The following is a 25,212-nucleotide window of genomic DNA, read 5'->3' as shown; positions in this document are numbered from 1 at the left end:
CGCCAGGACGCGGACCGCCTTCCCGAGCAATGGCCCCCGACGGGGGGTGGTTCCGGTTTTATGCAGCCGCGACCTCGATCAGGGTCGGCTTCTTGTCCTCGAAGGCGGCGGCCAGGCGCTGCGGCAGATGGCGCGGGTCGTCGACCGCGGCGTAGCCGCAGCCATAGGTCGCGGCCATGGCGTCAAAGGCCGGCGGGTCGATGTCGACCCCGAGCCGGTCGATCCCCGCCTTGTCCATGCCGTAGGCGATCTGGCCGAGGCCGCGGTTGTTCCAGACCACGACCGGCAGGCCGAGGCCGAGATCGGCGGCCGTGCCCAGCTCCTGGCAGGTGAAGCCGAGCCCGTAGTCGCCGGCCAGCGCCACCACCTGCGCCTGCGGCCGCGCCAGCTTGGCCCCGACCGCCGCCGGCAGGGCGTAGCCGAGCGTGCCGAAGCCGACCGGGTGCAGCCAGCCGCGCGGCTGCCGCGCCGCAAACACGACATTGCCGGTATAGGCGATCTGGGTCATGTCGGTGACCACCACGGCATCATCCGGCAGGGCATCACGCAGCGTGGCCAGGAACGCCAGATGGCCGGGCTTGTCGCCGAACTCCGCCGCGTCGGCGGCCTGTCGCACCGGCGCCAGGTCGCCGGCCCAGACCGTGCGGCCGGTGAGGACGGACAGGGCGGCGGCCAACCCCTCCAGCGCCAACCCGGCGTCGCAGAGCAGCGGCACCGCCGGCCGGTGATCGCGTACCAGCACGTCGGGATCGAGGTCGACCCGGATGAGCGCTGGCGGCAGGCGCAGCGGCGACCAGCGATCGTTCAGCGCCAGTTCGGTGCCGACGGCCAGCACGACATCGGCCTCGCCGACCAGGCGCTGCCCCTCCGCCATACCGATGCGGGAGCCGATCGAATGCGGCCCGTCATCCGGCACGATGCCCTTGCCGGCGATCGAGCAGGCGACGACCGCGCCCAGGCTCTCGGCCAGGCGCCGGGCGGCGGCGGAGGCTCCGACGGCACCGCCGCCCAGCAGGATCATCGGCCGCTTCGCCCCGCGCAGCAGCCCGGCCGCCTGCGCCAGCGCCGCCGGGTTCGGGGCCGGCAGCGGCAGCGGCGGCAGCGCGCCGGCATCGGACGGGGCCTCGGCGGTGGCGATGTCGAGCGGCAGCTCGATATAGACCGGGCGCGGCCGGCCCAGGATCATCCGAGCCAAGCTGAGATCGGCCGCGGCGCGGGCCTGGGACGGGTCGACCACGGTGAGGGCGGAGGCGACCAGCCCCTCCATCGCCAGGCGCTGGTTGCGCATCTCGTGCAGCTCGCCGCGGCCGAGGCCGAGATCGGGGCGGGCGTTGACGGTGGACAGCACCACCATCGGCACGCTGTCGGAATAGGCCTGGCCGATGCCGGTGGCGGCGTTGAGCAGGCCGGGACCGGTGATCAGGACGCAGATCGCCGGCCGGCCGCTGGCCCGGGCGTAGCCGTCCGCCATGAAGGCGGCGCCCTGCTCGTGCCGCACGGCGACATGGCGCAGCCCGTTGCGTCCGAGAGCGCGGTACAGTTCGAGCGTGTGCACACCGGGGATGCCGAAGGCGGTGTCGACACCGCTGCGGGTGAAGGCGTCGATGATCGCCTGGGCGCAGTTGTCCGCCATGAGACCTTCTCCCCGAACTCGATTCGTTGCCGGAGAGACTGCCGCGCGGTTGCGCCGATGACCACCCCCGGAACCGCCGGGGCAGGGCTTCCCCCGCCCCGGCGTTCAGGGTCAGGCGGCGGCTTCGACCAGCCGGCCGGCGGCGGGGCGCTGGCCGCGGCCGATCGCCAGCACCATGAAGGCGGTGGCGACGCAGATCACCCCGGCGACCAGGAAGGCCAGGAGATAGCCATCCATGGCGGTGCGGACCACCCCGGCGCCGAAGGCGGCGGTGGCGGCGCCCACCTGGTGCGACGCGGCGATCCAGCCGAACACCACCGGCGCATCGTCCTTGTCGAAGGCGTCGTTGGTCAGCTTCAGCGTCGGCGGCACGGTGGCGATCCAGTCGAGCCCGTAGAACACGGCGAAGACCGACAGGCCGTAGAAGCTGAAGCCGGAGAAGGGCAGGTAGATCAACGACAGGCCGCGCAGCCCGTAATACCAGAACAACAGCTTGCGGCTGGAGTAGCGGTCGGACAGCCAGCCCGAGGCGGTGGTGCCGATCAGGTCGAAGATGCCCATGGCGGCCAGGAGCGCGGCGCCGGTGGTGGCCGGGATGCCCTGGTCCATACAGGCGGCGATCAGATGGGTGCCGATCAGCCCGTTGGTGGTCAGGCCGCAGACGAAGAAGCTGCCGGCCAGCAGCCAGAAGTCGCGCTTCTTCGAGGCGCGGCCGAGGATGCGGAAAGCGGTGAGGATCGGGTTGCCGGTGGCCACGGCCGGCGCGGCACCCGGCGCTTCGCCCAAACGCGACAGGCCGACATCCTGTGGCCGCTCGGGCAGCAGCAGGAACACCACCGGGATCATCGCGGCCACGGCGATGGCGACCACCCAGGCCACCGGCTGCCAGCCGTAGTTCTCCGCCACCGCGGCCAGGATCGGCAGGAACACCAGCGACCCGGTGGCGGTGCTGGCGGTCAGGAGGCCCATGACCAGGCCGCGCCGCTCCTGGAACCAGCGGTTGACGATGGTGGCGCCGAACACCATCGCGGCGATGCCGCTGCCGAAGCCGACCAGGATGCCCCAGGTCAGCACCAGCTGCCATTCCTGGGTGACCAGGGTCGAGGCGGAGACGGCCGCGGCCAGCAGCGCCAGGGCGAAGATGATCACCGGCCGGATGCCGAAGCGCTGCATCGCCGCCGCGGCGAAGGGCCCCATCAGACCGTAAAGGAAGATGTTCACGCCGATGGCGAAGGAGATGGTCTCGCGGCTCCAGCCGAAGGACTGCTCCAGCGGCACGATCAGCACGCTGGGCGTCGCCCGGACACCCGCGGCGGCGAGCAGGACGAAGAAGGCGACCGCGGCGGCGATCCAGCCGTAATGCGTGCGGCCCGACACCAGGCGGGCGACAAGGGCTGTCATGAACGATCCCTTTCCGGATCCGGGGTGGACAAAGGCCGCGCTCCGGCCCAAATGTAACCGATCGGTTCGTTGATCGTGAAGAGGTACGAACCGATCGGTTACATGTCAAGGGTTCCGCGATGACGGAGACGAGCATCCCCCCGATCCAGGAGACCGCGCCGAAGCGGGCGCGCGACCGGATCTTCGCTGCGGCCGACGAGCTGTTCTATCGCCAGGGCATCCGCGCGGTCGGGGTCGACGCCATCGCCAAGGAGGCGGGGGTGGCCAAGATCAGCCTGTACCGCGCCTTCCCGTCGAAGGACGACCTGGTGGTGGCCTATCTCGAGGACCGCAACGCCGATTACTGGCGGCGCTGGGACCGGGCCTTCGCCAGGCACGAGGACGACCCGCGGGCTCAGCTGCGGGTGATGATGGAGTATCTGGCCGACCGCACCACCGCGCCGGATTATCGCGGCTGTCCTTTCACCAACGACGCCACCGAGTTCCCGGATCCGAACCACCCCGGCCGCCGGGTGGCCGAGGCGAACAAGCGCGAGCTGCGGCAGCGCCTGCTGCGCCTGGCCGAGGCGCTGGGCGCCCCCGACCCGAAGGCGCTGGCCGACGGGCTGGTGCTGCTGGTCGAGGGCGCCTATGCGATCAGCCAGACCCTGCCCGGCCGCGACGGCCCCGGCCGCGCTATCGTCTGGGCCGCCGAGGCGCTGGTCGAGGCGCAGCTGGGGCGCGACAGGAGCGCCTGACCTGGCCTATCGCCGCTCCAGCTTCAGCCGCTTCAGCTCCGCATCCCGCCGCGGCGCGTCGGAGGCGAGGAAGAACTCGTCGAGCTGCGGCGGCGCCACCCGGGTGCCGGACAGCATGGCGTGGGCCTGGCCGCGATGGTGGATCTGGTGCTGGAACAGATGGGCCAGGATGTCCGCGACGGTCTCGCGATAGGCGACGCCGTCGCGGCGGTCGATCGGCACCACCCGGTCGACACCGGCGTCGTCCAGCTCGTCGCAGAACCGGACCAGGCCGCGGTCGGTCTCGGCCTGCGCCGCGGCCAGGTCGACCGCGTCGGGACAGGGGATCGGGTCGATCGGATACGTCCGGCCGGTGCCCTTGAGATCGGCCAGGTAGGAACGGTCGACGATCAGGATGTGGTTCAGCGTACGGCGCAGCGACGGAAAGAAGCCGGTGCGCGGCGCCGCGAATTCCTCCGGCGTCAGCCGCAGGCACGCGCCGTGCAGCCGGGCATTGGCCCAGGCATTGTTGCGGGCCATCTGGCGGAAATGATCGGCCAGCGACGTCGCCATGCGGTCCTCCCGATCGGCTTTGCCGACAGTCGACCCGGCCTGACGCTTCGGATCAAGGAAATACCGTCCCGGGCGTCCTGCTTCGAGCCGCCGACAATCCGCCGCAGCGCGCCCGCCCGGCCGATGCCCTAGGCTTTGCATCCGGCAGCAACCAGGCGGGCCGGAGCGGCATGATCGAGCGGGAACCCTATAGCTGGCGGCAGGATCCGGCGGTGCCCGCCTTCGCCGACGACCGGCCGGTGATCGTCTTCGACGGCCATTGCGTCCTGTGCTCCGGCTGGGCCCGGTTCATCCTGAAGCACGATACGGCGAAGCGGTTCCGGCTGCTGCCGGCGCAATCCCGGACCGGCCGCGCGCTGTATGCGCATTACGGGCTCGACCCCGAGGATTACGAGACCAACATCCTGCTGGCCGGCGGCGTCGCCTGGCTGAAGTCGGAAAGCGTGATCCGAACCGCGCTCGGCCTCGGCTTCCCCTGGTCGCTGGTGGCGGCGCTGCTGGTGCTGCCCTTCGGCTGGCGCGAGCGGCTGTACGGGCTGCTGGCCCGCAACCGCCTGCGCCTGTTCGGCCGGAGCGACAGCTGCATGCTGCCGGTGCCGGGGCAGGAGGACCGCTTCCTGACATGAGCGACGGCCGCCTGCGCGTGCTGATCCTGGGCGGCTACGGCACCTTCGGCGGCCGGCTGGCGCGGCTGCTGGCCCATGAACCGCGGCTGACCCTGCTGATCGCCGGCCGGTCGCAGGTGAAGACTGAGGCGTTCTGCCGGGCGCTGGGCGGGGCGGCCGAGGCGGCGCCGCTGGCCTTCGACCGCGACAGGGACTCAGGGATCGCCGCCGCCGATATCGTGGTCGACGCCACCGGCCCGTTCCAGGCCTATGGCGAGGCGCCCTACAGCGTGGTCGAGGCCTGCATCGCCGCCGGCGCCGACTATCTGGACCTGGCCGACGGCGCCGATTTCGTCGAAGGCATCGGCCGATTCGACGAGGCTGCCCGGGCCCGCGGCGTCGCCGCGCTGGCCGGCGTCAGCAGCTTTCCGGTGCTGACCGCGGCGGTGGTGCGGCACCTCGCCCGCGGCCTCGCCCGGGTCGAGAGCATCGAGGGCGGCATCGCGCCATCGCCCTATGCCGGGGTCGGGCTGAACGTGATCCGCGCCATCGCCTCATATGCCGGGCGGGAGGTGCGGCTGACGCGCGACGGCGCGCCTGCCACCGGCCGGGCGCTGGTCGAGGCCCGGCGCTGGACGGTCGCGCCGCCGGGCCGGCTGCCGTTGCGCAGCACCCGCTTCTCGCTGGTCGACGTGCCCGACCTGCGGCTGCTGCCGGCGCTATGGCCGGGGCTGCGCGACATCTGGATCGGCGCCGGCCCGGTGCCGGCGGTGCTGCATCGCGGCCTGAACGCCCTGGCCGGGCTGGTGCGGATCGAGCTTATCCCGACCTTGCGGCCGCTGGCGCCGCTGTTCCACGCCGCCATCAACCGGCTGCGCTGGGGCGAACATCGCGGCGGCATGATCGTCGTCATCCGCGGCCGCGACGCGGCGGGACAGCCGGTGGAGCGGTCCTGGCACATGCTGGCCGAGGGCGATGATGGGCCGCTGATCCCGTCGATGGCCGCGGCCGCCGTGATCCTGCGCCGGCTGCAGGGGCTGCGCCCCGAGCCCGGGGCCCGGGCCGCGACCGAGGCGCTGGAGCTGGCGGATTACCAGCCGCTGTTCGCCGGGCGAGCGATCGTCCATGGCTGCCGTGAGATCACGGCCGGGACGGCGCAGCAGCCGCTGTACCGCCATATGCTGGGCGAGGCGTGGACCGAGCTGCCCGAGCCGGTACGGGCGATGCATGACCTGTCCGGCGACAGGCGCGTCGCCGGACAGGCCGAGGTTGAGCGCGGCACCGGGCTTATCGCCCGGCTGGTCGCGGCGGTGATCGGTTTCCCCGCGGCCGGGCACGACGTACCGGTCGAGGTGACCTTCCGGGTACAGGATGGCGTCGAGACCTGGCGGCGCCGCTTCGCCGGCCGGTCCTTCTCCAGCACGCAGCAGGCCGGTCGCGGCCGGTCCGACGGGCTGCTGGAGGAGCGCTTCGGCCCAATTCGGGTCGGGCTGGCACTGGTGCTGGACGGCGACCGGCTGCGCCTGGTCGTGCGCCGCTGGAGCCTGTTCGGTCTGCCGCTGCCGCTGGGCCTGGCGCCCGGCGGCGAGGCCTGGGAGAGCGCGGTGGATGGGCGGTTCCGCTTCCATGTCGAGATCCGCCATCCCTGGACCGGCCTGATCGTCCGCTACCGCGGCTGGCTGGAGGCGGAGGAGTAGGCTCTTGCGGAGGGGCCGGTTCTCCCCCTCACCCGAACCTACGCCGACCGTGACGCGAAGCGGCGCTTTGCCTCCTCCAATGCCGGCATATAGAGGGACACGGCATTGCCCTCCGGATCCCGGACCTGGAATGTCGTATTGCCCCACGGCATGGTCTTCAGCTCATGCACAAGGACGACCCTGTCTTTGAGGCGGGCATATTCGGACTGGATGTCCTCGACCTGCAGCTCGATGACAAGGTTGCGATTGGCGGCCGGTGCGGCACTGCCTTCCTGCCAAAGCGCAACGGTCTCGGCAGCGCCGATGGCCAGGGTTGCTCCGGGCATGACGATCTCGGCAAAGACCGGCGCAAGCCATTGCGCCTTGATCCCCGTGACCATCTCATAGAAGGCAACCATCGAGCCGATGTCGGCGGCAATGATCCTGACCGATGCGAACTTCACCGCAGTCTCCTTGTATGGACGGCCTCGCAGGCCGCCAGGAGCTTGTCGCATGGTCCTGCTGCCACCGTTATGGCAGCAGGGTCAGCATGGTGTGTCAGCTCACGTCACTGCGTGGCGCCGCTGGAACTCCGGGGCCTCGTAGATCCGGTCCGCGATCACCTGCTCGACCGCCCCCACCGCGTCGAACACATCGGCATAGCCGAGATAGAGCGGGGTCAGGCCGAAGCGCATCACGTCCGGCGCCCGGAAGTCGCCGATCACGCCGCGGGCGATCAGCGCCTGCGTCACCGCATAGCCCTGGTCGTGGCCGATCGAGACATGGCTGCCGCGGCGGGCGCCGTCGCGAGGGCTCTCCAGCCGGCAGCCGAGCCGCTGCAGCCTTTCGTCGAACAGCGCGATCAGCAGGTCGCCCATCGCCCACGCCTTGGCCTCGACAGCGTCCATCGTGACGCCATCATAGGCGTCGAGCGCCGCCTCATAGGCCGCCATCGACAGCATCGGCGGGGTCGAGCACAGCATCCGGCGGATGCCCTCGGCCCGGGCGAACTCCTCAGTGAAGGCGAAGGGCTCGGCATGGCCGAACCAGCCGGTCAGCGGCTGGTCGACCGCCGCCAGGTGACGCTCGGCGACGAAGAGGTGGCCGGGCGCGCCGGGACCGCCATTGAGGAACTTGTAGCCGCAGCCGACGGCGAAATCGGCACCGGCCCGGTTCAACTGGACGTCGACCGCGCCGCTGGAATGCGCCAGGTCCCACAGGATCAGCGCGCCGCGGGCATGAGCGGCCGCGGTTACCGCCGCCATGTCCTGGCGCTCGGCGCTCTTGAAGTTGACCTCGGACAGGGTCGCGACCGCGGTGTCGCCATCGACCGCTCCGGCCACCTGCCCGGCGCGGACGCGACGGACCGTGCAGCCCATCAGCCGGGCGACGCTGTCGACGACATAGAGGTCTGAGGGGAAGTTGCCGGCCTCGGCCACGATCACCCTGCGGCCCGGCCGCATCCGGCAGGCGGCGACCAGCAGCTTGAACAGGTTGATCGAGATCGCGTCGGTGACCGTGACCTCATGCGCTTCGGCGCCGATCAGGCGCGCCGTCTTCGCCCCGGCGCGCTGCGGCGAGGCGTACCAGCCGGCGCTGTTCCACGACCGGATCAGCCCCCGGCCCCACTCCTCCGCCACCGTTGCCCCGACCCGCTCGGCCACGCCGCGCGGCAGGGCGCCGAGCGAGTTGCCGTCGAGATAGAGCACGCCGTCCGGCAGAGCGAAGCGGTCGCGGCAGTGGCGCAGCGGGTCGTCCCGGTCCAGGGCCTCGCACTGGGCGCGGTCGATGGTCATCGGGTCTGCGCCAGCCGCAGCACGGCGTCGAAGACCGGGGTGCCGTGGTGGCCGATCTGTTCGACCACGTCGAAATGGTGCTTACCCGGCACCGCGACCGGGGCACGGGCGAGGTGCGGCCAGGCCGTCGCCATCAGCGCCGACTGGCGGTGGAACTCCGCCGGCTCGTCGCCGCCGACCAGCAGCTCCAGCGGCGCGCCCGGCGCCGGCTGCGGCGCCTCGTGCAGGCTCCAGCCCGAGGCCTGCTCCGGCGTCAGGCGGATCAGCTCGTTCATGCTGGTGCGCAACAGCGGCCGCAGGTCGAACACGCCGGAGATCGACAGGCCGCCGGCGAAGGGGTTCGCCGGCAGGCCGCGCGCAGCCCAGTCGGTCGCCAGCATCGCCACGGTCAGATAGCCGCCGGCGGAATGGCCGCTGACGATCAGGCAGCGCCGCTCGGCCTCGCCCAGCAGTTCCGTCCAGGCGAAAGCGATGGCGCGGCGGCAGCTGCCGGCGATGCCGCAGACGGTGGTCTGCGGGCACAGCGGATAGTTCAGCACCAAGGTGGTGAAGCCGGCCGGCACCAGCGAAGCGGCGGCCCAGGACACCTCGTCTTTGGAGGAGGCGCGCCAGTAGCCGCCATGGATGAACACCACGGCGCCACGCGGCCGGTCGGCGCGGAACAGGTCCAGCGTCTCGCGCGGATCGGCGCCATAGGCGATGCCGGCCCGGTGCGGCAACCGCGCCCGGGTGGCCGCCGCGGTTTCGAGCCAGCGGCCGAAGGTGGCGGCCATGTCCGGCACCGTGACCCGCGGATTGTACTCGCGCTCGCACCAGTCCGGGTCGTCGTAGCGGAGGGCGGTCATGGGGCGGCCATCCCGCATTTTTTGCTGTCATGCCCGGGCTTGACCCGGGCATCCAGGGGCCACGAAGAGCCGCTCTGGCTGCCCCTGGATTGCCGGGTCGAGCCCGGCAATGACAGGAAGGAGAAAGCGGGGGAGGCAAGCATCCCCATCACTCCGGCAGCATGGCGGTGGCTTCGATCTCGACCAGCGCCTCGCGCTCCACCAGCTCGACCACCCGCATCACCGCCATGGCCGGGTAATGCGCGCCCATCACCTCGCGATAGGCGCGGCCGAGCGGCTTGAGGTTGGAGCGGTAGGCCTCCATGTCGGTGACGTACCAGGTCAGCCGGGCGATGTGCTGCGGCCCACCCCCGGCCGCAGCCAGCACCGCCAGGATGTTGCGCAGCGCCTGGGCGATCTGGCCGACCATGCCATCGGCGAAGCGGCCTTCGGCGTCCCAGCCGATCTGGCCGCCGACGAAGACCACGCGGCCGCGCCCCATCATGCCGTTGGCGTAGCCCTTCGGCGCCGGCCAGCCTTCCGGCTGCAGCGTCACCAAGCCGCCTTCGGCCACCGGGAGCTGATCGATCATCGTCACGTCGCGCATCTCCGCTGATAGGACTCCACCGCGTCCCGGACGTCCTCCGGGATCGGGATCGACGCCATCTCGTTGATATCCGTGGTCACCAGCACCAGCCGGCCGATCAGGGCCGGGGCGCCGTCGCGATGGCCGTGAAAGGCCAGGCCGATCGAGCTGCGGCCGACCCGCTCGACCAGCAGGGTCAGGCTGAGCACCTCGCCCAGCCGCCCCGGCGTCAGGTAATCGCATTCGGCCCGGACATAGCCGAGCCCGACCCGGCGGCGCTGGATGATGTCGGCATAGTCGAGGCCCAGCTCCGCCTCGAACCACGCCTCCACCGCGCCCTGCATCATGGTGAAGTAGCGGGCGAAGAAGACGATGCCGGCGGGATCGCAATGCTCGAACCGGATCTGCTGCCGGGCGGCGAAGGCGGCGGCCGGCAGTTCGGCGGCGGGCAGCGGCGCAAGGCGGGTCCCGTTCATGAGGCCTTCGCCGGAGCTTCGGTCGCCATGCGGCGCAGCTGGAAGCGCTGCAGCTTGCCGGTCTCGGTGCGCGGCAGCCGCTCCAGGAACTCGACCGCGCGGGGGTATTTGTAGGGCGCGATCTCGGCCTTCACATGGTCCTGCAGCGCCTTGCGGGTCGCAACGTCCGGCGCGTGGCCCGGCTTCAGCACGACATAGGCCTTCACGATCTGGCCGCGGTCCGGGTCGGGAACGCCGACCACCCCGCATTCCTGCACCGCCGGATGGGTCAGCAGCGCGTTTTCCACCTCCGGCCCGGCGATGTTGTAGCCGGAGGAGACGATCATGTCGTCCGACCGCGCCTGGTACCAGAAATAGCCGTCGGCGTCGCGACGGTAGGTGTCGCCGGTCAGGTTCCAGCCGTCCTGGACATAGGCGCGCTGGCGGTCATCGGCGAGGTAGCGGCAGCCGGTCGGGCCGCGCACGGCGAGGCGCCCGGCCTCCCCTGCCGGCAGCTCGTTGAAATCGTCGTCGACGATCTTCGCCTCATAGCCCGGCACCACCGTGCCGGTCGATCCCGGCCGCACCGCGCCGGGGCGGGAGGCGATGAAGATGTGCAGCATCTCGGTGGCGCCGATGCCCTCGGTGATCTCGATGCCGGTGGCGTCGCGCCAGGCCTCGTAGGTGGCGGCGGGCAGCGCCTCGCCGGCCGAGACGCAGCGACGCAAGCTGGAGAGATCCCGCCCCGGCTTCTGCGCCAGCATGGCGCGGTAGGCGGTGGGGGCGGTGAAGCAGATGGTCGGGCGGAAGCGCTCGATGCCGTCCAGCAGCTCCGCCGGCGACGCGCGCTCCAGCAGCACGGTGGAGGCGCCGACCCGCATCGGGAACAGCACCAGCCCGCCCAGTCCGAAGGTGAAGGCCAGGGGCGGGCTGCCGATGAACCGGTCGGACTCGTTCGGCTGCAGCACCTGGCGGGAATAGGCGTCACAGATCGCCAGCAGGTCGCGGTGATTGTGCATGGTGCCCTTCGGCACCCCGGTGGTGCCTGAGGTGAAGCCGATCAGGCAGATGTCCTCCGCCGCCGTGTCGACCGCCGCGAAGCCGCCCGGCACGGTAGCCATGCGGGCATCGAGGTCGGCCTCGGTGCCGCCGCCGAAGGTCAGGATATGCTGCAGCCCCGGGGCCGGGGCCTGGGCCTGCGCCGTTTCCAAATCCGGCAGCAGCCGGGCGTCGCAGATGGCGAGGCGAACCCGGGCCTTCTCGATCATGAAGGCCAACTCCTTGGCGCGCAGCAGCGGCATGGTGGCCACCACCACGGCCCCGGCCTTCAGCGCCGCCAAGTAGCTGGCGACCATCATCGGGTTGTTGGCCGAGCGCAGCAGCACCCGGTCGCCCGGCACCAGCCCGAAATCGCGCACCAGCACCTGCGCGATGCGGTCCACCCGGTCCAGCAGGTCGGCATAGGTCCATTCGATGCCCGGCGCGATCAGGCAGGGCCGGTCGCCATGCCCGTCGGCGACGTGGCGGTCCAGGAGTTCCGCGACGCAGTTCAGCCGCGCCGGATATTGCAGCGCCGGCAGGGTGAAGCGGAACTCCGGCCACTGCTCCCGCGGCGGCAGGTTGTCGCCGGCGAAGCTGTCGACATGCGCGCTGTTCGTCGCCATCTCGCCTCTCCCGTCCGTTTCTTATCGGCTTTTATTGTCATGCCCGGGCTTGGCCCGGGCATCCAGGGGCCGCGAAGAGCCGCTCTGGCTGCCCCTGGATTGCCGGGTCAAGCCCGGCAATGATAGTTTGGGATTGCAAACGGTTCGCACCATGACGGTCACTCCGACTCCGCCAGCAGCTGGCGGGCGATGACGATCTTCTGGACCTCGGTGGCGCCCTCATAGATGCGCAGGGCGCGGATCTCGCGATACAGCTCCTCGACCTTGACGCCGCGGGTGACGCCGAGGCCGCCGAACAGCTGCACCGCCCGGTCGATCACGCGCTGCGCCGCCTCGGTGGCGTGCATCTTGGCCATCGCCGCCTCGCGCGTGACCCGCGCGGCGCCGCGGTCCTTGGCCCAGGCAGCGCGATAGACCAAGAGGGCGCTGGCGTCGATCTCGGTCGCCATCTCGGCCAGGGCCGCCTGGCTGAGCTGCAGGTCGCCCAGCGCCCCGCCGAACATCCGGCGGCCGCGGGCGCGGCCCAGCGCCTCGTCCAGAGCCCGGCGGGCGAAGCCCAGCGCCGCGGCACCGACGGTGGAACGGAACACGTCCAGCGTGGCCATCGCCACCTTGAACCCCTCCCCCGCCCCGCCGATGCGGTCGGCCAGCGGCACCCGGCAGCCCTCGAAGCGCAGCGTCGCCAGGGGATGCGGCGCGATCACCTCGATCCGCTCCGCCACCGTCAGCCCAGGTGCTGTGGCCGGCACCAGGAAGGCGGACAGGCCACGGGCGCCCGGCGCCTCGCCGGTGCGGGCGAAGACGACGTAATGGTCGGCGATGCCGCCATTGGAGATGAAGGTCTTCACGCCGTCGATCCGCACCGCATCGGGCCCGTCCGGCACCGCCGTGGTGCCGGTCGCGGCGACATCGGAGCCGGCCTCGGGCTCCGACAGGGCGAAGGCGGCGATGGCGCGGCCGTCGCGCACCGGCGGCAGGATCCGATCCTTCAGCGCGTCCGACCCGAACAGAGTGACCGGACCGGTGCCCAGCCCCTGCATGGCGAAGGCAAAATCGGCCAGCCCGTCATGCCGGGCCAGGGTCTCGCGGATCAGACACAGGCTGCGGACGTCCAGCCGGTCGGACGCGCCGCCATGGTTGGCCGGCACCGCGTGGCGCAGCCAGCCGTCGCGGCCCAGAGTCGCGACCAACCGGCGGCAGGAGCCGTCGACATCGTGATGGTCGACCAGGCCGGGCAGGATGGCGCCGGCCCAGGCGTCGAGCTCCGCCGCCAGGGCGCGATGGCGGTCTTCGAAGAAGGGCCAGTCGAGGAAGCTGCGGTCGGGCATCGCCTAGTTCCCCTCGAACACCGGCCGGGACTTGGCGGCGAAGGCCTCATAGGCGCGGCGGAAGTCGCGGGTCTGCATGCACACCGCCTGGGCCTGGGCCTCGGCCTCGATCGCCTGGTCGACGCCCATGTCCCATTCCTGGTGCAGCATCCGCTTGGTCATGGCATGGGCGAAGGTCGGGCCGTCGGCCAGCGACTTGGCCAGCGCCATGGCCTCCGGCAGCAGCGCCTCGGGCTCGACCAGCCGGTTCAGGAAGCCCCAGCGCTCGGCCTCCGCCCCGTCCATGCTGCGGCCGGTGAACAGCAGTTCCGACGCCCGGCCCTGGCCGATGATGCGGGGCAGGATCGCGCAGGCCCCCATGTCGCAGCCCGCCAGGCCGACGCGGGTGAACAGGAAGGCGGTGCGGCTGCGCGCGGTGCCGAGGCGCAGGTCCGACGCCATGGCCAGGATCGCCCCAGCCCCGGCGCAGACGCCGTCCACCGCCGCCACGATCGGCTGCGGGCAGGCGCGCATCGCCTTGACCAGGTCGCCGGTCATGCGGGTGAATTCCAGGAGGCCGGCCATGTCGCGGTCCAGCAGCGGGCCGATGATCTCGAACACATCGCCGCCGGAGCAGAAATTGCCGCCCGCCCCGGTGACCAGCACCGTCTTGATCCCGGCATCCGCGGCCAGTGCCCGGAAGATCGCCACCAGCTCGGCATAGCTGTCGAAGGTCAGCGGGTTCTTCCGCTCCGGCCGGTTCAGGGTGATGGTCGCCACCTTGCCCTCGACCGACCACAGGACGTGCTGGGCTTGGTAGGCGGAGAGCGGCAGGGCGATAGGGGTCTGGGTCATTCCGGCCTCACATGACCTCACCGCCGGCGACCGGCAGCGCGATGCCGTTGACGCTCGCCGCCTCGGGCCCCGCCAGCCAGGCGACGGCGGCCGCCACCTCCTCCGGTTGGATCAGGCGGCCCTGCGGATTGCCTCGGATCAGCTCGGCCCGGATCTCGTCCGGGCTGCGGCCGGTCTTGCCCTCGATCCGGGCAACCGCGCCCTGCACCAGGTCTGTGTCGGTGTAGCCGGGGCAGACGGCGTTGACGGTGACGCCCTTGGTCGCGAATTCGCGGGCCAGCGCCCGGGTCAGCCCGATGACGCCGTGCTTGGCGGCGCAATAGGCGGCGACATAGGGGAAACCGGTCAACCCGGCGATGCTGGCGATGTTGACCACCCGCCCCCAGCCGCGCTCGGCCATGCCCGGCAGCACCAGCCGCGTGGCCTCGTACACCGCGCCGAGATTGAGGCCGATCATCCGGTCCCACAGCGCCCGGTCAGTGCGGGCGAAGGGAGCGCTTTCCGCCGCGCCGGCATTGTTGACCAGGATGTCGACCGGGCCGCGCTCGGCGGCCAGCCGGGCGATGGCGGCCTCCAGCTGCTCCGGCTGGGTCACGTCGGCGACGGCGTAGGCGCCGGCCTTGCCGGCGGCAACGGTCTCGACGAGGCGGGATTCGGTCCGGCCCAGCACGGTCACCGCCGCGCCCCGCGCCGTCAGGGCGGCCGCGACCGCCGCTCCGATACCGCTGCCGCCGCCGGTGACCAGGGCGTGGCGCCCTCCCAGGGATGAAGCTACCGTCATGCCGTCCCTCCTGCGAGATACTTTAAGCTTGAAGCATCTCGCAGGCAAGGACGTCGGAACTCAGAGATCCTTTGAATCTGGCACCGTCGTTGCGAGCGCCGCGAAGCGATCCGGGGCCGCTCGGCCTGACCCCCGGATTGCTTCGTTGGCTTCGCCTCGCAATGACAGCGAGGGATGAGTGTCCCAAAAGCCTGGTTAGCGGGTGATCAGGTCCGCCGGCAGGTCGCGGTTGTGGAACTGCTTGAAGGTGGCGTTCAGGCTGCCATCGGCGAAATGCGCCTTGATCCAGTCGTCGAGCCAGGCCTTCAGCTTCGGCTCTCCTTTCGGCAGGGCGATACCGAGGTTCAGCTCCTGCTGCACGAACTTGGTCTCCAGTTTGTCCGACCGGCCCTTGTTCATCTCCGCCACCACGGCGCTCTGGGTCGAGACGATGTCGACCTGGCCCGAGACGGCGGCCGTGATCAGCGTCGCGTCGTCCTCGAAGCGGACGATCTCGGCATCCTTGGTGTTCTTGGTCACCAGCGTGTCGTTGACCGTCGCCCGGGTCACGCCGACGCGCTTACCGGCGAGGTCGGCATAGTCCTTGACCGCGACGCCGGCCGGGGCCGCGACCTCGATGTTCAGCGTGGCGTAGGGGATGGTGAAGTCGACCGCCTTCTTGCGCTCCTCGGTGATCGCCAGGTCGGCGACCAGCAGGTCGGCCTTGCCGGTCTGGATCGTCGGCACCCGGGCGGCGTTGGTGATCTGCACCAGCTCGAGCTCGGCACCGAGGGCCTTGGCGATCATCTTCGCCGTCTCGACGTCCGAGCCGGTGGGCTGCAGCTTGTCGTCGACGAAAGCGAACAGCGGCACGCCCATGGCCACGGCGATGCGCACCTTCTTGGTCGACTGGATGTCGTCCAGCGATTCCGCCTGCGCCAGCGGCGCGGCCGCGATCCACAGCACCGCCGCGGCAGCCGCGACCTTCAGCACTCCTGTCACTCTCATAACGTTCCTCCACCCTTGGTTCGATTGCGGCAGGACCGGCTGCCGTTCCGTGTCAGAGCCCGTTGGACAGGAAGTCGCGGAGTTCCCCCGTCTGCGGGGCTGCGAGCATGTCGCCCGACCCCGTCTCCCAGACCTTGCCGAGATGCATGAAGATGATCCGGTCGGCGACGCGGCGGGCGAACGCCATCTCATGCGTCACCACCAGCATGGTCATGCCGCCGCGGGCCAGGCTCTCCATCACCTTCAGCACCTCGCCCGTCAGATGCGGGTCGAGCGCCGAGGTGACCTCGTCGAACAGCATCACCTGCGGGGTCATCGCCAGCGACCGGGCGATCGCCACCCGCTGCTGCTGGCCGCCCGAGAGCTGTTCGGGATAGGCGTCGATCTTGTCGGCCAGGCCGACCCGTTCCAGCGCGCTGCGGGCCAGGTCGCGGACCTCGGCGCCGCGCATCTTGCGCACCCGGCGCGGCGCCAGGGTGATGTTCTGCTCCACCGTCAGATGCGGGAACAGGTTGTAGCTCTGGAACACCATGCCGACGTCCTGGCGCAGGGCGCGCAGGTTCAGGTTCGCGGCGTCGACCGTGTGGCCGCAGACCTCGATGCTGCCCGACTGGATCGTCTCCAGCCGGTTGACGCAGCGCAGCGCCGTGCTCTTGCCCGAGCCGCTGCGGCCGATGACGGCCACGACCTCGCCCTTCTCGACCTCGAAGGACACGCCCTTGAGCACCTCGAGCTCGCCGAAGCGCTTGTGGACATCACGCAGCGTGACGACGGCCGACATTCATCTTCCTTTCGAGGGAACGGCTCCAGCGCGACAGCGGGTAGCAGAGGGCGAAATAGATCAGCCCGGCGATGCCGAAGACGAGGAATGGCTGGAACAGCGAGTTGTTGATGACCTGGGCGGCACGGGTCAGCTCGATGAAGCCGACCACCGAGGCCAGCGAGGTGCTCTTCAGCACCTGCACCAGGAAGCCCACGGTCGGCGGCGTGGCGATGCGCGCCGCCTGGGGCAGGATGACGTCGGTCAGCACCTGCCAGCGGTTCAGCGCCAGGCATTCTGCCGCCTCGCTCTGGGTCTTCGGCACCGCCTCGACGCAGCCGCGCCAGATCTCGCCGAGGAAGGCGCTGCAATAGATCATCAGCGACACGCCGGCGGCGAGCAGCGGCGGCACCTCGATGCCGACGATGCCGAGGCCGAAATAGACCAGGAACAGCAGGATCAGCAGCGGCGTGCCCTGGATGATCTGGACATAGACGAAGGCGGCGCGGCGCAGGATCCGGCCGCGCGCGATGCGCAGCAGCATGACGCCGAAGCCGGCGACGCCGCCCAGGGCGAAGGCCAGCAGCGAGAGCACCACGGTCCAGGCCGTGCCCTGCAGCAGGTAGACCAGGTGGTTAAGGGTGAAGGCGCCGCCCATGCCGGCCTCCTCAGAGCGGGGTGCCGAGCCGGCGGCGGCGCGGGAAGATCGCCTGGCCGAACAGGTGGAAGCCGAACTTCAGCAGCAGCGCCATGGCCAGGTACAGGAGCGCCACGACGATGTAGGTCTCGAACGGCCGGAACGTGTCGGACTGGATGTTGTTGGCGATCGCCGTCAGCTCCTCCGCCGAGATCTGCGAGGTGACGGAGGAGGACAGCATCATCAGCACAAACTGGCTGGTCAAAGCGGGGTACACTCGCTCCAGCGCCGGGCGCAGGATCACGTCCCAGTAGATCTGCGGCGTCGACAGGCCCAGCGCCTGGGCCGCCTCGACCTGGCCGGGCGGCACCGTGTCCATGCCGGCGCGCACGATCTCGGCCGTGTAGGCGCCGACATTGATCACCATGGTCAGCACCGCGGCGGCGAAGATCGGCAGCCTGAGACCGATGCTGGACAGGCCGAAGAATAGGAAGAAGATCTGGATCAGATAGGGGGTGTTGCGGACGATCTCGACATAGGCGCCGCACAGCCCGGCGATCCAGCGCGACCGGCCGCGCCGGCCGATCGCCAGGACCACGCCGATGGCGAGGCCCAGCACGGTCGCCACCGCCGTCATCTCCAGCGTCATCAGCGCGCCGTGCAGGAAGGACGGCCAGTAGTCGCGCAGGCTGTCGAAATCGAACTCGTACCGCATCGGGCCCGCGTCCCCTCCCCTGCTCTCGCCTGTCCTGACGCCGCTCAGTAGCCCGGCGGCGGCGCGTCGACGAAATAGTCCGGATTGTGGTCCTTGATGCTGCCGATATCGGCCAGCAGCGCCCCGAGATGGGCGCCCATCGCCGCCGCGGCGCGGTCCGGGTCACGCGCCTCGATGCCGTCGAGGACGGCGCCGTGCTCGGCAATGATCCGCGCCAGACGTCCCTCCTCGGGCAGGGTGAGGCGACGGTAGCGGTCGACCTGCAGCTTGACCTGCTGCACCAGCGACCAGATGCCGGGATATCCGGCCGCGTCGGCGATGCCGGCATGGAAGGCCTCGTCGGCCTGGTGGAAGCCTTCGCGGTCGCCCGCCTCTTCGGTCTCGCGCAGCCGCTCCATCACCGCCCGCAGCGCCGCAACCTGGCTGGCCTTGGCCCGCTCGGCCGCCATCCGCGCCGTCGTCTCCTCCAGCGATTTGCGGATGATGATCGCTTCGGGCAGAGCGTGGACCGGGATGCGCGACACGAAGGTGCCGGATTGCGGGAAGATGTCGACCAGCCCCTCATCGGCCAGGCGCAGCACGGCCTCGCGCACCGGGGTGCGGCTGACGCCGTAGCGCTCGGCGATCTCCTTCTCCACCAGCGGCATGCCCGGCTTGAGGCGCAAGGCGACGATATCGCCGCGCAGCGCCCGCCGAATCAGGGCCGAGGCGGTGGTTGGCTGCCCCTGCGACAACGCGTCGAGCCGCGGCGATCGCGGCATCCGCCGCCGCCCTGCCGGTCCGTCCTCCGCCGTCGCACCGCGCATCCGCATATCCCGTATGGCACTGATATTCACCGTATACTAAAATATCAGTTGTTCAAGTGCGCGGCTTTCGCCGGTGCGTCCCAGGGATTCCGCCGATGTCCGGATTGCCCCAAGGAATGACTCGCCATCCCTGGCCGCCTATGCCTTGATTCCGTGGCGTAAAGACCATTTGAATGGAACACCGAAGGTCGTGGCGCCCCGGAACGATGGGAGCAATGCGGCGGGGCGTAGAGACGAGGGAGAGCAAAGAGAGATGGCGATCAAGCAGCGGGGCCCCCAGCGGTTGAAGCAGTTGCTCAAGAGTTGCGGCGCACGCGTGGATGCCAGGGTGCGCGAGCAGCTTGCGGCCCTGCCGGCGGGCTGGTCCCGGCCGGTCAGCGGCATGTTCGCGCGGGTCGAACGCATCCTGACCGACGAGGAACGCCAGACTTTCCGCTGGACCGAAGTGCGCGACCGCGACGGGCGCCTTGCCGCCTCCTGGTCCGGGGCTCGGGATTCGGGCGTGCTGATCGACCAGATCGTCGAGGAGGCGGTGACCGACCTGTCCGACACCGGCCCCGCCGGCTGGAAGAACTCGGCCGCCGAGTTGGCCACCAGCATCCGCGGCATGGCGGCGAAGGCGTCGTCGCCGGCCGCTGCCGCCAAGGCCGCCGCCGCGGCGCTGCCGATCATGATCGCCGAGGCGCAGGCCTATTTCCGCAACCCGGACGCCGAGGCCGGCGCCATCACCCAGCAGATTCGTGAGGCGCTGCAGCGCCTGGACCACGAGGCGCGCCGGTCACTCCGCGCCAAGCTGATCCCGGACGCGTCGTAACCCACTGAATCGATTGTGTTGCCTCTCCCGTTTACGGGAGAGGTCGGAGACGCGAAGCGGCTCCGGGTGAGGGGATTTTGTCGAGGCCGCGACCAACCCTCACCCGGTCTCGCTGCGCGAGCCCGACCTCTCCCGCCAGGCGGGAGAGGCAACGCAAAAAGACCAGTCCGCTATCGAGCCTCGCAAGCCTCGGCCGGCTTGAGCACGCGCTCGCGCCGCCGCAGCAGGATGTAGGCGACCAGCGCCGCCGCCAGGGTGGCGACGACCAGTACGGCCAGCATCGCCTGGAAGGCCGCGCCATAGGCCTGGGCCAGCGCCGCCCGGCCGAGGCCGGGCAGCAGCGCCTCGGCCCGGCCCATATCGCCGCCGGCCAGGGCGTTGACCGCGTCCGCCCCCCCGGCCTCGCCGCCGGCGGCCCGGTGCAGGCCGGACTGGCCGAGCGCCACCACCAGGGCGCCGGCGGCGGCGATCGCCACCGCCTCCCCCGCCACCCGCATCGTCGAGAAGATGCCGGTGGCCATGCCGGCGCGCTCGCGCGGCACCACGCTGACCGACAGGTCGTCCATCAGCCCCCAGGGCAGGCCGGTGCCGATGCCGATCACCAGCATCGGCAGGGCCAAGGTCATGACCTCGGCGCCGACCGGAACGGCGGCGAGCCAGCCGAGGCCGAGCGCGGCGATCACCAGGCCGACCGCCGACAGCACCGCCGCCGGGATCCGGCGGGCCAGCAGCCCGGCCAGGAACGGCACCATCGCCATCGGCGCCGACAGCGCGATCATCAGCCCACCGGCCTCGATCTCGCTCATCCCCTCGGCGCCGATGAAGCGCACCGGCAGCAGCACCAGCGGCACCACGAAGCAGACGGCCGTGGCGATCGGCAGGAACTGCGCCCCGACGAAGCGCGGATAGCGGAACAGCGACAGGTCCAGCATCGGCCGCCGCACCCGGGTCTCGACCGCGACGAACAGCGTCAGCATCGCCGCGGCGCCGAGCAGCAGGGCCAGCACGACGGGGCTGCCCCAGCCGTCCTGCGGCCCCTGCATGATGCCGAAGGTCAGCAGGCCGAGGGCGGCGGTGAAGCTGAACAGTCCCGGCCAGTCGACGCCGGTGGCGCCGGGGTCGCGCGATTCCCGCATCCGCGGCAGGCCGAACAGCAGGACCAGAGCGCCGATCGCGGTGCCGGTCAGGAAGATGGCGCGCCAGCCCAGCGTCTCGACCAGCACGCCGGCCAGGATCGGGCCGAAGGCCAGGCCGATGCCGAAGCTGGTGCCGAGCAGGCTGAAGGCGCGGGTGCGGGCCGGGCCTTCGAACTCCTGCGCCAGCGAGGCGGCGCCGCCGGCCATGGCGATCGAGGCGGCGATGCCCTGGGCGCCGCGCAGCAGGTCGAGCGCCACCACCGACGGGGCGAAACCCAGCACCAGCGACAGCAGCGCGAAGCCGGCCACGCCGATCGCGAACATGCGCTTGCGGCCGATCTGGTCGGCCAGCGCGCCGGCGGCCATGACGAAGCTGCCGAAGCTGAGCACGAAGGCGTTCACCACCCAGGCCAGGGCCACCGGGCTGCCGCCGAGCTCGCGCCCGATCGCCGGCAGCGCCACGGCCGGGCCGGTGAAGCTGAGCGGCATCATCAGCCCGGCCAGGCAGACGGCGCCCAGCACCCAGAGCCCGTTGGCGCTGTCGTCGGGAACGGCGCGTGCGGTCATATCGGCTCTCCCTCGCGTCAGATCGACATGCCGCCATCGATGGTCAGGGCGGCGCCGGTGACGAAGCGGCTCTCGGCCGAGGCCACCCAGGCGACCAGCCCGGCGATGTCGTCGCCGCTGCCGTAGCGCGGGATCGCCATCAGCGACCGCAGGACGTCGGCGCGCGGCCCGTCGGCCGGGTTCATGTCGGTGTCGGTCGGGCCCGGCTGCACCAGGTTGACGGTGATGCCCTGGGGCCCGAGGTCCCGCGCCGCGCCCTTGACCAGGCCGGTCAGCGCCGTCTTCGACAGGGTATAGAGCGTGATCCCGGCGCCCGGCACGCGTTCGGCCAGGTTGCTGCCGATGACGATGATCCGCCCGCCCTCCGGCAGGTGGCGGGCGGCGGCCTGGGCGGCGACGAAGACGCCGCGGACATTGATCGCCATGGTGCGGTCGAACGCCTCGACCGGGATCTCGGCGAACGGCCCGTGGAGGGCGATGCCGGCATTGGCGACCAGGATGTCGAGCCGGCCGAGTTCCGCCGCCGCCCGGTCCACCGCCGCGGCGGCCGCGACCGGATCGGCGCTGTCGGCCTGGATCAGCAGGGCACGCCGGCCCGCCGACTCGATGTCGCGCGCCACCTCCGCCACCTTGTCGGGCGAGGAACTGTAGGTGAGAGCCACGTCGGCGCCCTGGCGCGCCAGGCGGCGGGCAATGGCGGCGCCGATGCCGCGGCTGGCGCCGGTGACCAGCGCCACCGTTCCGGACAAGTCGGCCATGGGATGGTCCATATCTTTAATGATCGATAAACAAATAGCTGGCGCAGTTGCATCCGACGGTCAAGGGAATTATTTATGGATCGCTAAAGAAAGGAAACGGAGATGGCGGAGCGCGGCCGACCCCGCGGTTTCGATCGGGATGTCGCCTTGCTTCGGGCGATGGAGCTGTTCTGGCGGCACGGCTATGAGGGCGTGTCGATAGCCGACCTGACCGCGGCGATGGGCATCGCGGCGCCCAGCCTCTACGCCGCCTTCGGCAGCAAGGAGGCACTGTTCCGCGAGGCGGTCGATCTCTACCGCGACACCAACGGCTCGGCCACCCGCCGGGCGCTGGACTGCCAGCGCACGGCGCGCGGGGCGATCGAGGCGATGCTGCGCGACAATGCCGACGCCTTCACCGACCCGGCCTTGCCGCATGGCTGCTTCGTCATCCTCGGCGCCATCAACACGGCGCCCGGGCACGAAGGCGTGCGCGCCCATCTCTTGGACCTGCACAAGGAAGCCTGCGGCCTGATCCTGCGCCGGCTGGAACAGGGCGCCGCGGCCGGCGAACTGCCGCGGGGCGTGGATCTGGGCCCGGTGGCCGGCTTCTATTCGACCGTGCTGGCCGGCCTGTCGATCAAGGCCCGCGACGGCACCGGCCGCCGCGACATGCACGCCATCATCGACCACGCCATGGCGGCGTGGGATGCGATGGTGGCGACGGCTACGCCGGCGGACGCTGCCAGCGGCGGGTGATGCGGTAGACCGAGGCCGGCGGGACATTCGCCACCGCCCGGCCGGTCTTCACCGCCTTGAGCCCGAGCCGGTCCAGGATAGCGCGCGGGATCGGGCAGCGCGGCCCATAGGTGAACTGGTAGAAGGCGCCGTCCGGCCGCAGATGGCGGAAGGCGCCGTCGAGGATGCCGATCACCGTCTTGGGCGGCATCGACAGCACCGGCAGGCCGCTGACCACGGCGCCGGCCTTCTCGCCGTCGAACGGGTCGGCGGTGCCGAGCCGGGCGGCGTCCATGCACAGCACCTGAGCCGCCGGGAAGCGCCGCTGCAGCAGCGCCGCGAAATCCGGCCCGGCCTCGACCAGCGCCAGCCGCGATTCCGGCACGCCGCGGCCGAGCAGCGCTCGGGTGAAGGCGCCGGTGCCGGGCCCGAGCTCGATCACCGGCCCGGTCTCCGGTCCGATCTCGGCGGTGATCGCGGCGGCCAGGGCCCGCCCTGAGGGCACCACCGCGGCAACCCGCAGCGGCGCCTTCAGCCAGGCGCGAAAAAAGGCGAAGTCGTCGGCCGCGTCCTGGCGTCGCGTCGGGCCGGTCCCGGGCCGCGGCGCCATCGCGGCGCCCGACATCAGGACCGGCGGCGCGCCGGCGGAGGAGACGGCGACGGCCTGCCGCCGGCGGGAGAAGCTACGCCACATCATCGTGCCCATCAGCTCGAGAGACAGCAGCGCGACCAGCACCATCAGCGCGATCGAAGACGCGTTCGGATTCGGTTCGATCAGCGACGCGGCGGCATAGCCGGTGCCGATGAACAGCCCGTTCCACAGCCCGATCCCGAGGGCGGTCGCAGTGAAGAACATCATGGGGCGGGCCCGCAGCAGCCCGGCGATGCCGGGCACCACCAGCCGCACGGTCGGGACCAGCTGCGCCACCAGGGCGAAGACCGCCCCGCGGTCGCGGACCCAGGCGATGCAGCGGTCGACCCGCGCCGGCGCCATGCCGAAGAAGCCGGCCGTGCGGCGCAGCAACGCCCCGGCCCGTGCCTCGCCCAGGCCCCAGCCCAGCCCGTAGAACAGGGCGCAGCCGGCGGTGCCACCGATCACCGTCATCACCAGGGCCAGCGGCAGCGACCAATAGCCCTCACCCACCGCCACCCCGACAGCGACCAGCAGGCCGTAGGACGGCAGGATCGGCAGCAGGCGCTCGACCAGCATGATGCCGAACAGACCGGCGACGCTGCAGACGGCGATCCAGGGCATGAGGTCTCCCAGCGGGTCCAAGACCGACTCTCCTGTTATCATACCGGCAACGAGAAGGTCAGAGGAACGCGTTAGCGGCGCGCTCCGCTTATATGAGGGTCGGCGGCAGGTTGCGGCAGCGGCGTTGCGTCGCGGCCACCCCATTGCCCCAAGTCTCGGCCGCGGCGACGACGGAAGGCTATGGCGCTTCGCTTTGTCTCGCCATCTGGAATAATCTGCAGTGGCCATGAAGAAACCCTTCACAATCGAGCGCGACCAGCTGGATGGCGTGATCGCCGTGCTGCGCGTCGCCGAGCGTCGCAGCTTCCGCGCCGCGGCGGAGGAGCTGGGGGTGTCGCCCTCGGCGATCAGCCAGACCATCCGCGGGCTGGAGGCGCGGCTGGGCGTGGCGCTCCTGACCCGCACCACCCGCAAGGTCGGGCTGACCGAGGCCGGGCAACGCTTCGTCGACCGCGCCCGGCCGGGGGTTGCGGAGGTGTTGGCCGCCTTCGACGCGGCCCGAAGCCTTGGCGAGGAGGTGACCGGCCTGCTGCGGCTGAACATGCCGCGGTCGCTAGTGCCGTTTCTGGTCGAGCCGATCCTGATCGACTTCCGCGCCGCCCATCCGGCGCTGCAGGTCGAGATCTTCGCCGAGGATGGGCTGACCAACATCATCGCCGAGGGCTTCGACGCCGGCATCCGCCTCGGCGAGTTGGTGGAGGCCGACATGGTGGCGGTGCGGCTGACCCCGCCCTTCCGGTTCAGCGTGGTCGGATCGCCCGCCTATTTCGCCCGGCACGGCCGGCCGCAGCGGCCGGAGGATCTGCACCGCCACGCCTGCATCGGCACCAGGCGGACGCCGCAGGGGCCGATCTATCGCTGGGAGTTCGTCGACGGCAGCCGCGCCTTCGACATGGCGGTGGCCGGGCCGGTGATCGTCAACACCGGCGAGATGAACGTGATGGCGGCCGAGATGGGCGTCGGCCTGGCCTACACTGCGGCGCCGGCGGTGCAGGAGCAGGTCGCCGCCGGAGTGCTGGAGCCGGTGCTGGAGGAATTCTGCGCCGGCACCCCGGGCCTGTTCCTGTACTACCCCAGCCGGGCCCAGGCCCTGCCCAAGCTGCACGCCTTCATCCAGTTCGTGCACGACACGCTGCGTCCGGGGACGACGGCATATATCGGGGCGCGGCGGTGAGCGATCGGAAAAAT

Annotated in this window: 26 protein-coding genes; 6 read left to right on the top strand and 20 right to left on the bottom strand. The window is 71.0% G+C overall.

Annotated elements, in window-relative coordinates; translation table 11 throughout:
* Positions 1 to 58 precede the first annotated feature (58 nt).
* Together FFK22_RS17910 and FFK22_RS17905 are read right to left on the bottom strand one after the other, a co-directional pair.
* Positions 59 to 1,633 (bottom strand): 5-guanidino-2-oxopentanoate decarboxylase, encoded by a 1,575-nt coding sequence (locus tag FFK22_RS17910; protein WP_138892124.1) that lies wholly within the window; start codon positions 1,631 to 1,633, stop codon positions 59 to 61.
* Positions 1,634 to 1,744: 111 nt separating this feature from the next.
* Positions 1,745 to 3,034, bottom strand: coding sequence for an MFS transporter (locus FFK22_RS17905; protein WP_138892125.1), 1,290 nt, complete (start codon positions 3,032 to 3,034; stop codon positions 1,745 to 1,747).
* A 119-nt stretch (positions 3,035 to 3,153) separates the two neighbouring features.
* On the opposite strand from FFK22_RS17905, the gene FFK22_RS17900 reads away from it, so the two are divergent.
* Entirely contained in the window at positions 3,154 to 3,771 is a 618-nt protein-coding gene (locus FFK22_RS17900) for a TetR/AcrR family transcriptional regulator (RefSeq protein ID WP_138892126.1), read from the top strand.
* 6 nt (positions 3,772 to 3,777) lie between these two features.
* Here the strand turns inward: FFK22_RS17900 and FFK22_RS17895 are convergent, their stop codons facing one another.
* On the bottom strand, positions 3,778 to 4,323 hold the full coding sequence (locus FFK22_RS17895) for a DinB family protein (RefSeq protein WP_138892127.1): 546 nt from the start codon (positions 4,321 to 4,323) through the stop codon (positions 3,778 to 3,780).
* A 170-nt stretch (positions 4,324 to 4,493) separates the two neighbouring features.
* On the opposite strand from FFK22_RS17895, the gene FFK22_RS17890 reads away from it, so the two are divergent.
* Together FFK22_RS17890 and FFK22_RS17885 are read left to right on the top strand one after the other, a co-directional pair.
* Positions 4,494 to 4,949 (top strand): thiol-disulfide oxidoreductase DCC family protein, encoded by a 456-nt coding sequence (locus tag FFK22_RS17890; protein ID WP_138892128.1) that lies wholly within the window; start codon positions 4,494 to 4,496, stop codon positions 4,947 to 4,949.
* Positions 4,946 to 6,625 (top strand): SDR family oxidoreductase, encoded by a 1,680-nt coding sequence (locus tag FFK22_RS17885; protein ID WP_138892129.1) that lies wholly within the window; start codon positions 4,946 to 4,948, stop codon positions 6,623 to 6,625. Before FFK22_RS17890 ends, FFK22_RS17885 begins: the two co-directional genes overlap by 4 nt.
* A gap of 38 nt (positions 6,626 to 6,663) precedes the next feature.
* Here FFK22_RS17885 and FFK22_RS17880 read toward each other — a convergent pair whose 3' ends face one another.
* From FFK22_RS17880 to FFK22_RS17815, 14 genes are all read right to left on the bottom strand, one after another.
* Positions 6,664 to 7,068 carry a VOC family protein gene (locus tag FFK22_RS17880; protein WP_138892130.1) on the bottom strand — a complete coding sequence of 135 codons (405 nt, stop codon included), beginning with the start codon at positions 7,066 to 7,068 and terminating at the stop codon, positions 6,664 to 6,666.
* A 99-nt stretch (positions 7,069 to 7,167) separates the two neighbouring features.
* Positions 7,168 to 8,400, bottom strand: a complete 1,233-nt coding sequence (gene kynU, locus FFK22_RS17875; RefSeq protein ID WP_138892131.1) for a kynureninase — start codon at positions 8,398 to 8,400, stop codon at positions 7,168 to 7,170.
* Entirely contained in the window at positions 8,397 to 9,245 is an 849-nt protein-coding gene (locus tag FFK22_RS17870) for an alpha/beta hydrolase (RefSeq protein ID WP_186002526.1), read from the bottom strand. The genes kynU and FFK22_RS17870 overlap by 4 nt, the downstream gene beginning before the upstream one ends.
* 148 nt (positions 9,246 to 9,393) lie before the next feature.
* The gene (locus FFK22_RS17865) at positions 9,394 to 9,816 is read right to left on the bottom strand and encodes a RidA family protein (protein WP_306770127.1); all 423 of its coding nucleotides are present in this window, start codon (positions 9,814 to 9,816) and stop codon (positions 9,394 to 9,396) included.
* Between the two features lie 2 nt (positions 9,817 to 9,818).
* Positions 9,819 to 10,286 carry a thioesterase family protein gene (locus FFK22_RS17860; protein WP_138892134.1) on the bottom strand — a complete coding sequence of 156 codons (468 nt, stop codon included), beginning with the start codon at positions 10,284 to 10,286 and terminating at the stop codon, positions 9,819 to 9,821.
* Entirely contained in the window at positions 10,283 to 11,929 is a 1,647-nt protein-coding gene (locus FFK22_RS17855) for a benzoate-CoA ligase family protein (protein WP_138892135.1), read from the bottom strand. The genes FFK22_RS17860 and FFK22_RS17855 overlap by 4 nt, the downstream gene beginning before the upstream one ends.
* A 158-nt stretch (positions 11,930 to 12,087) precedes the next feature.
* A complete protein-coding gene (locus tag FFK22_RS17850; RefSeq protein WP_138892136.1) occupies positions 12,088 to 13,257 on the bottom strand; it encodes an acyl-CoA dehydrogenase family protein in 1,170 nt (389 codons plus the stop codon).
* A 3-nt stretch (positions 13,258 to 13,260) separates the two neighbouring features.
* Entirely contained in the window at positions 13,261 to 14,091 is an 831-nt protein-coding gene (locus tag FFK22_RS17845) for an enoyl-CoA hydratase family protein (protein WP_138892137.1), read from the bottom strand.
* A gap of 7 nt (positions 14,092 to 14,098) precedes the next feature.
* Positions 14,099 to 14,872: an SDR family NAD(P)-dependent oxidoreductase gene (locus FFK22_RS17840; RefSeq protein ID WP_138892138.1), complete on the bottom strand. Its 774-nt coding sequence runs from the start codon at positions 14,870 to 14,872 to the stop codon at positions 14,099 to 14,101.
* 195 nt (positions 14,873 to 15,067) lie between these two features.
* Positions 15,068 to 15,859, bottom strand: coding sequence for a transporter substrate-binding domain-containing protein (locus tag FFK22_RS17835; RefSeq protein ID WP_138892139.1), 792 nt, complete (start codon positions 15,857 to 15,859; stop codon positions 15,068 to 15,070).
* 52 nt (positions 15,860 to 15,911) lie between these two features.
* Entirely contained in the window at positions 15,912 to 16,640 is a 729-nt protein-coding gene (locus FFK22_RS17830) for an amino acid ABC transporter ATP-binding protein (RefSeq protein ID WP_138892140.1), read from the bottom strand.
* Positions 16,615 to 17,277: an amino acid ABC transporter permease gene (locus FFK22_RS17825; protein ID WP_138892141.1), complete on the bottom strand. Its 663-nt coding sequence runs from the start codon at positions 17,275 to 17,277 to the stop codon at positions 16,615 to 16,617. The genes FFK22_RS17830 and FFK22_RS17825 overlap by 26 nt, the downstream gene beginning before the upstream one ends.
* A gap of 10 nt (positions 17,278 to 17,287) precedes the next feature.
* Positions 17,288 to 17,971 carry an amino acid ABC transporter permease gene (locus tag FFK22_RS17820; protein ID WP_138892142.1) on the bottom strand — a complete coding sequence of 228 codons (684 nt, stop codon included), beginning with the start codon at positions 17,969 to 17,971 and terminating at the stop codon, positions 17,288 to 17,290.
* 44 nt (positions 17,972 to 18,015) lie between these two features.
* Positions 18,016 to 18,777 carry a GntR family transcriptional regulator gene (locus tag FFK22_RS17815; protein ID WP_221938673.1) on the bottom strand — a complete coding sequence of 254 codons (762 nt, stop codon included), beginning with the start codon at positions 18,775 to 18,777 and terminating at the stop codon, positions 18,016 to 18,018.
* Between the two features lie 253 nt (positions 18,778 to 19,030).
* Between FFK22_RS17815 and FFK22_RS17810 the strand changes: the two genes are divergently transcribed.
* Positions 19,031 to 19,591, top strand: coding sequence for a hypothetical protein (locus tag FFK22_RS17810; RefSeq protein WP_138892143.1), 561 nt, complete (start codon positions 19,031 to 19,033; stop codon positions 19,589 to 19,591).
* A 170-nt stretch (positions 19,592 to 19,761) separates the two neighbouring features.
* On the opposite strand, the gene FFK22_RS17805 is transcribed toward FFK22_RS17810, so the two are convergent.
* Together FFK22_RS17805 and FFK22_RS17800 are read right to left on the bottom strand one after the other, a co-directional pair.
* A complete protein-coding gene (locus FFK22_RS17805; RefSeq protein ID WP_138888669.1) occupies positions 19,762 to 21,294 on the bottom strand; it encodes an MFS transporter in 1,533 nt (510 codons plus the stop codon).
* 17 nt (positions 21,295 to 21,311) lie between these two features.
* Positions 21,312 to 22,052 carry an SDR family oxidoreductase gene (locus FFK22_RS17800; RefSeq protein WP_138888670.1) on the bottom strand — a complete coding sequence of 247 codons (741 nt, stop codon included), beginning with the start codon at positions 22,050 to 22,052 and terminating at the stop codon, positions 21,312 to 21,314.
* Positions 22,053 to 22,199: 147 nt separating this feature from the next.
* Between FFK22_RS17800 and FFK22_RS17795 the strand changes: the two genes are divergently transcribed.
* Positions 22,200 to 22,790, top strand: coding sequence for a TetR/AcrR family transcriptional regulator (locus FFK22_RS17795; RefSeq protein WP_306770126.1), 591 nt, complete (start codon positions 22,200 to 22,202; stop codon positions 22,788 to 22,790).
* Here the strand turns inward: FFK22_RS17795 and FFK22_RS17790 are convergent.
* A complete protein-coding gene (locus tag FFK22_RS17790; protein ID WP_186002525.1) occupies positions 22,759 to 24,024 on the bottom strand; it encodes a VTT domain-containing protein in 1,266 nt (421 codons plus the stop codon). The genes FFK22_RS17795 and FFK22_RS17790 overlap by 32 nt on opposite strands.
* Before the next feature lie 226 nt (positions 24,025 to 24,250).
* Here FFK22_RS17790 and FFK22_RS17785 point away from each other — a divergent pair, with 226 nt between their 5' ends.
* On the top strand, positions 24,251 to 25,198 hold the full coding sequence (locus FFK22_RS17785) for a LysR family transcriptional regulator (protein ID WP_138888673.1): 948 nt from the start codon (positions 24,251 to 24,253) through the stop codon (positions 25,196 to 25,198).
* Positions 25,199 to 25,212: the final 14 nt, after the last annotated feature.

It is taken from the genome of Mycobacterium sp. KBS0706 (assembly GCF_005938675.2).
Lineage (GTDB): Bacteria > Pseudomonadota > Alphaproteobacteria > DSM-16000 > Inquilinaceae > Inquilinus.
The sequence above is the reverse complement of the archived record's forward strand: the minus strand, read 5'-3'. Positions and strand labels throughout refer to the sequence as shown.

Bases quoted from the DNA above. Each gene is read 5' to 3' on its own strand.
- FFK22_RS17840 (WP_138892138.1), bottom strand. From the start codon at position 14,872: ATGACGGTAGCTTCATCCCTGGGAGGGCGCCACGCCCTGGTCACCGGC.
- FFK22_RS17890 (WP_138892128.1), top strand. From the start codon at position 4,494: ATGATCGAGCGGGAACCCTATAGCTGGCGGCAGGATCCGGCGGTGCCC.
- FFK22_RS17905 (WP_138892125.1), bottom strand. From the start codon at position 3,034: ATGACAGCCCTTGTCGCCCGCCTGGTGTCGGGCCGCACGCATTACGGC.
- FFK22_RS17900 (WP_138892126.1), top strand. From the start codon at position 3,154: ATGACGGAGACGAGCATCCCCCCGATCCAGGAGACCGCGCCGAAGCGG.
- kynU (WP_138892131.1), bottom strand. From the start codon at position 8,400: ATGACCATCGACCGCGCCCAGTGCGAGGCCCTGGACCGGGACGACCCG.
- FFK22_RS17855 (WP_138892135.1), bottom strand. From the start codon at position 11,929: ATGGCGACGAACAGCGCGCATGTCGACAGCTTCGCCGGCGACAACCTG.
- FFK22_RS17895 (WP_138892127.1), bottom strand. From the start codon at position 4,323: ATGGCGACGTCGCTGGCCGATCATTTCCGCCAGATGGCCCGCAACAAT.
- FFK22_RS17845 (WP_138892137.1), bottom strand. From the start codon at position 14,091: ATGACCCAGACCCCTATCGCCCTGCCGCTCTCCGCCTACCAAGCCCAG.
- FFK22_RS17790 (WP_186002525.1), bottom strand. From the start codon at position 24,024: ATGCCCTGGATCGCCGTCTGCAGCGTCGCCGGTCTGTTCGGCATCATG.
- FFK22_RS17860 (WP_138892134.1), bottom strand. From the start codon at position 10,286: ATGAACGGGACCCGCCTTGCGCCGCTGCCCGCCGCCGAACTGCCGGCC.
- FFK22_RS17810 (WP_138892143.1), top strand. From the start codon at position 19,031: ATGGCGATCAAGCAGCGGGGCCCCCAGCGGTTGAAGCAGTTGCTCAAG.
- FFK22_RS17910 (WP_138892124.1), bottom strand. From the start codon at position 1,633: ATGGCGGACAACTGCGCCCAGGCGATCATCGACGCCTTCACCCGCAGC.
- FFK22_RS17850 (WP_138892136.1), bottom strand. From the start codon at position 13,257: ATGCCCGACCGCAGCTTCCTCGACTGGCCCTTCTTCGAAGACCGCCAT.
- FFK22_RS17815 (WP_221938673.1), bottom strand. From the start codon at position 18,777: ATGCGCGGTGCGACGGCGGAGGACGGACCGGCAGGGCGGCGGCGGATG.
- FFK22_RS17830 (WP_138892140.1), bottom strand. From the start codon at position 16,640: ATGTCGGCCGTCGTCACGCTGCGTGATGTCCACAAGCGCTTCGGCGAG.
- FFK22_RS17885 (WP_138892129.1), top strand. From the start codon at position 4,946: ATGAGCGACGGCCGCCTGCGCGTGCTGATCCTGGGCGGCTACGGCACC.
- FFK22_RS17785 (WP_138888673.1), top strand. From the start codon at position 24,251: ATGAAGAAACCCTTCACAATCGAGCGCGACCAGCTGGATGGCGTGATC.
- FFK22_RS17870 (WP_186002526.1), bottom strand. From the start codon at position 9,245: ATGACCGCCCTCCGCTACGACGACCCGGACTGGTGCGAGCGCGAGTAC.
- FFK22_RS17805 (WP_138888669.1), bottom strand. From the start codon at position 21,294: ATGACCGCACGCGCCGTTCCCGACGACAGCGCCAACGGGCTCTGGGTG.
- FFK22_RS17800 (WP_138888670.1), bottom strand. From the start codon at position 22,052: ATGGCCGACTTGTCCGGAACGGTGGCGCTGGTCACCGGCGCCAGCCGC.
- FFK22_RS17835 (WP_138892139.1), bottom strand. From the start codon at position 15,859: ATGAGAGTGACAGGAGTGCTGAAGGTCGCGGCTGCCGCGGCGGTGCTG.
- FFK22_RS17825 (WP_138892141.1), bottom strand. From the start codon at position 17,277: ATGGGCGGCGCCTTCACCCTTAACCACCTGGTCTACCTGCTGCAGGGC.
- FFK22_RS17865 (WP_306770127.1), bottom strand. From the start codon at position 9,816: ATGATCGATCAGCTCCCGGTGGCCGAAGGCGGCTTGGTGACGCTGCAG.
- FFK22_RS17820 (WP_138892142.1), bottom strand. From the start codon at position 17,971: ATGCGGTACGAGTTCGATTTCGACAGCCTGCGCGACTACTGGCCGTCC.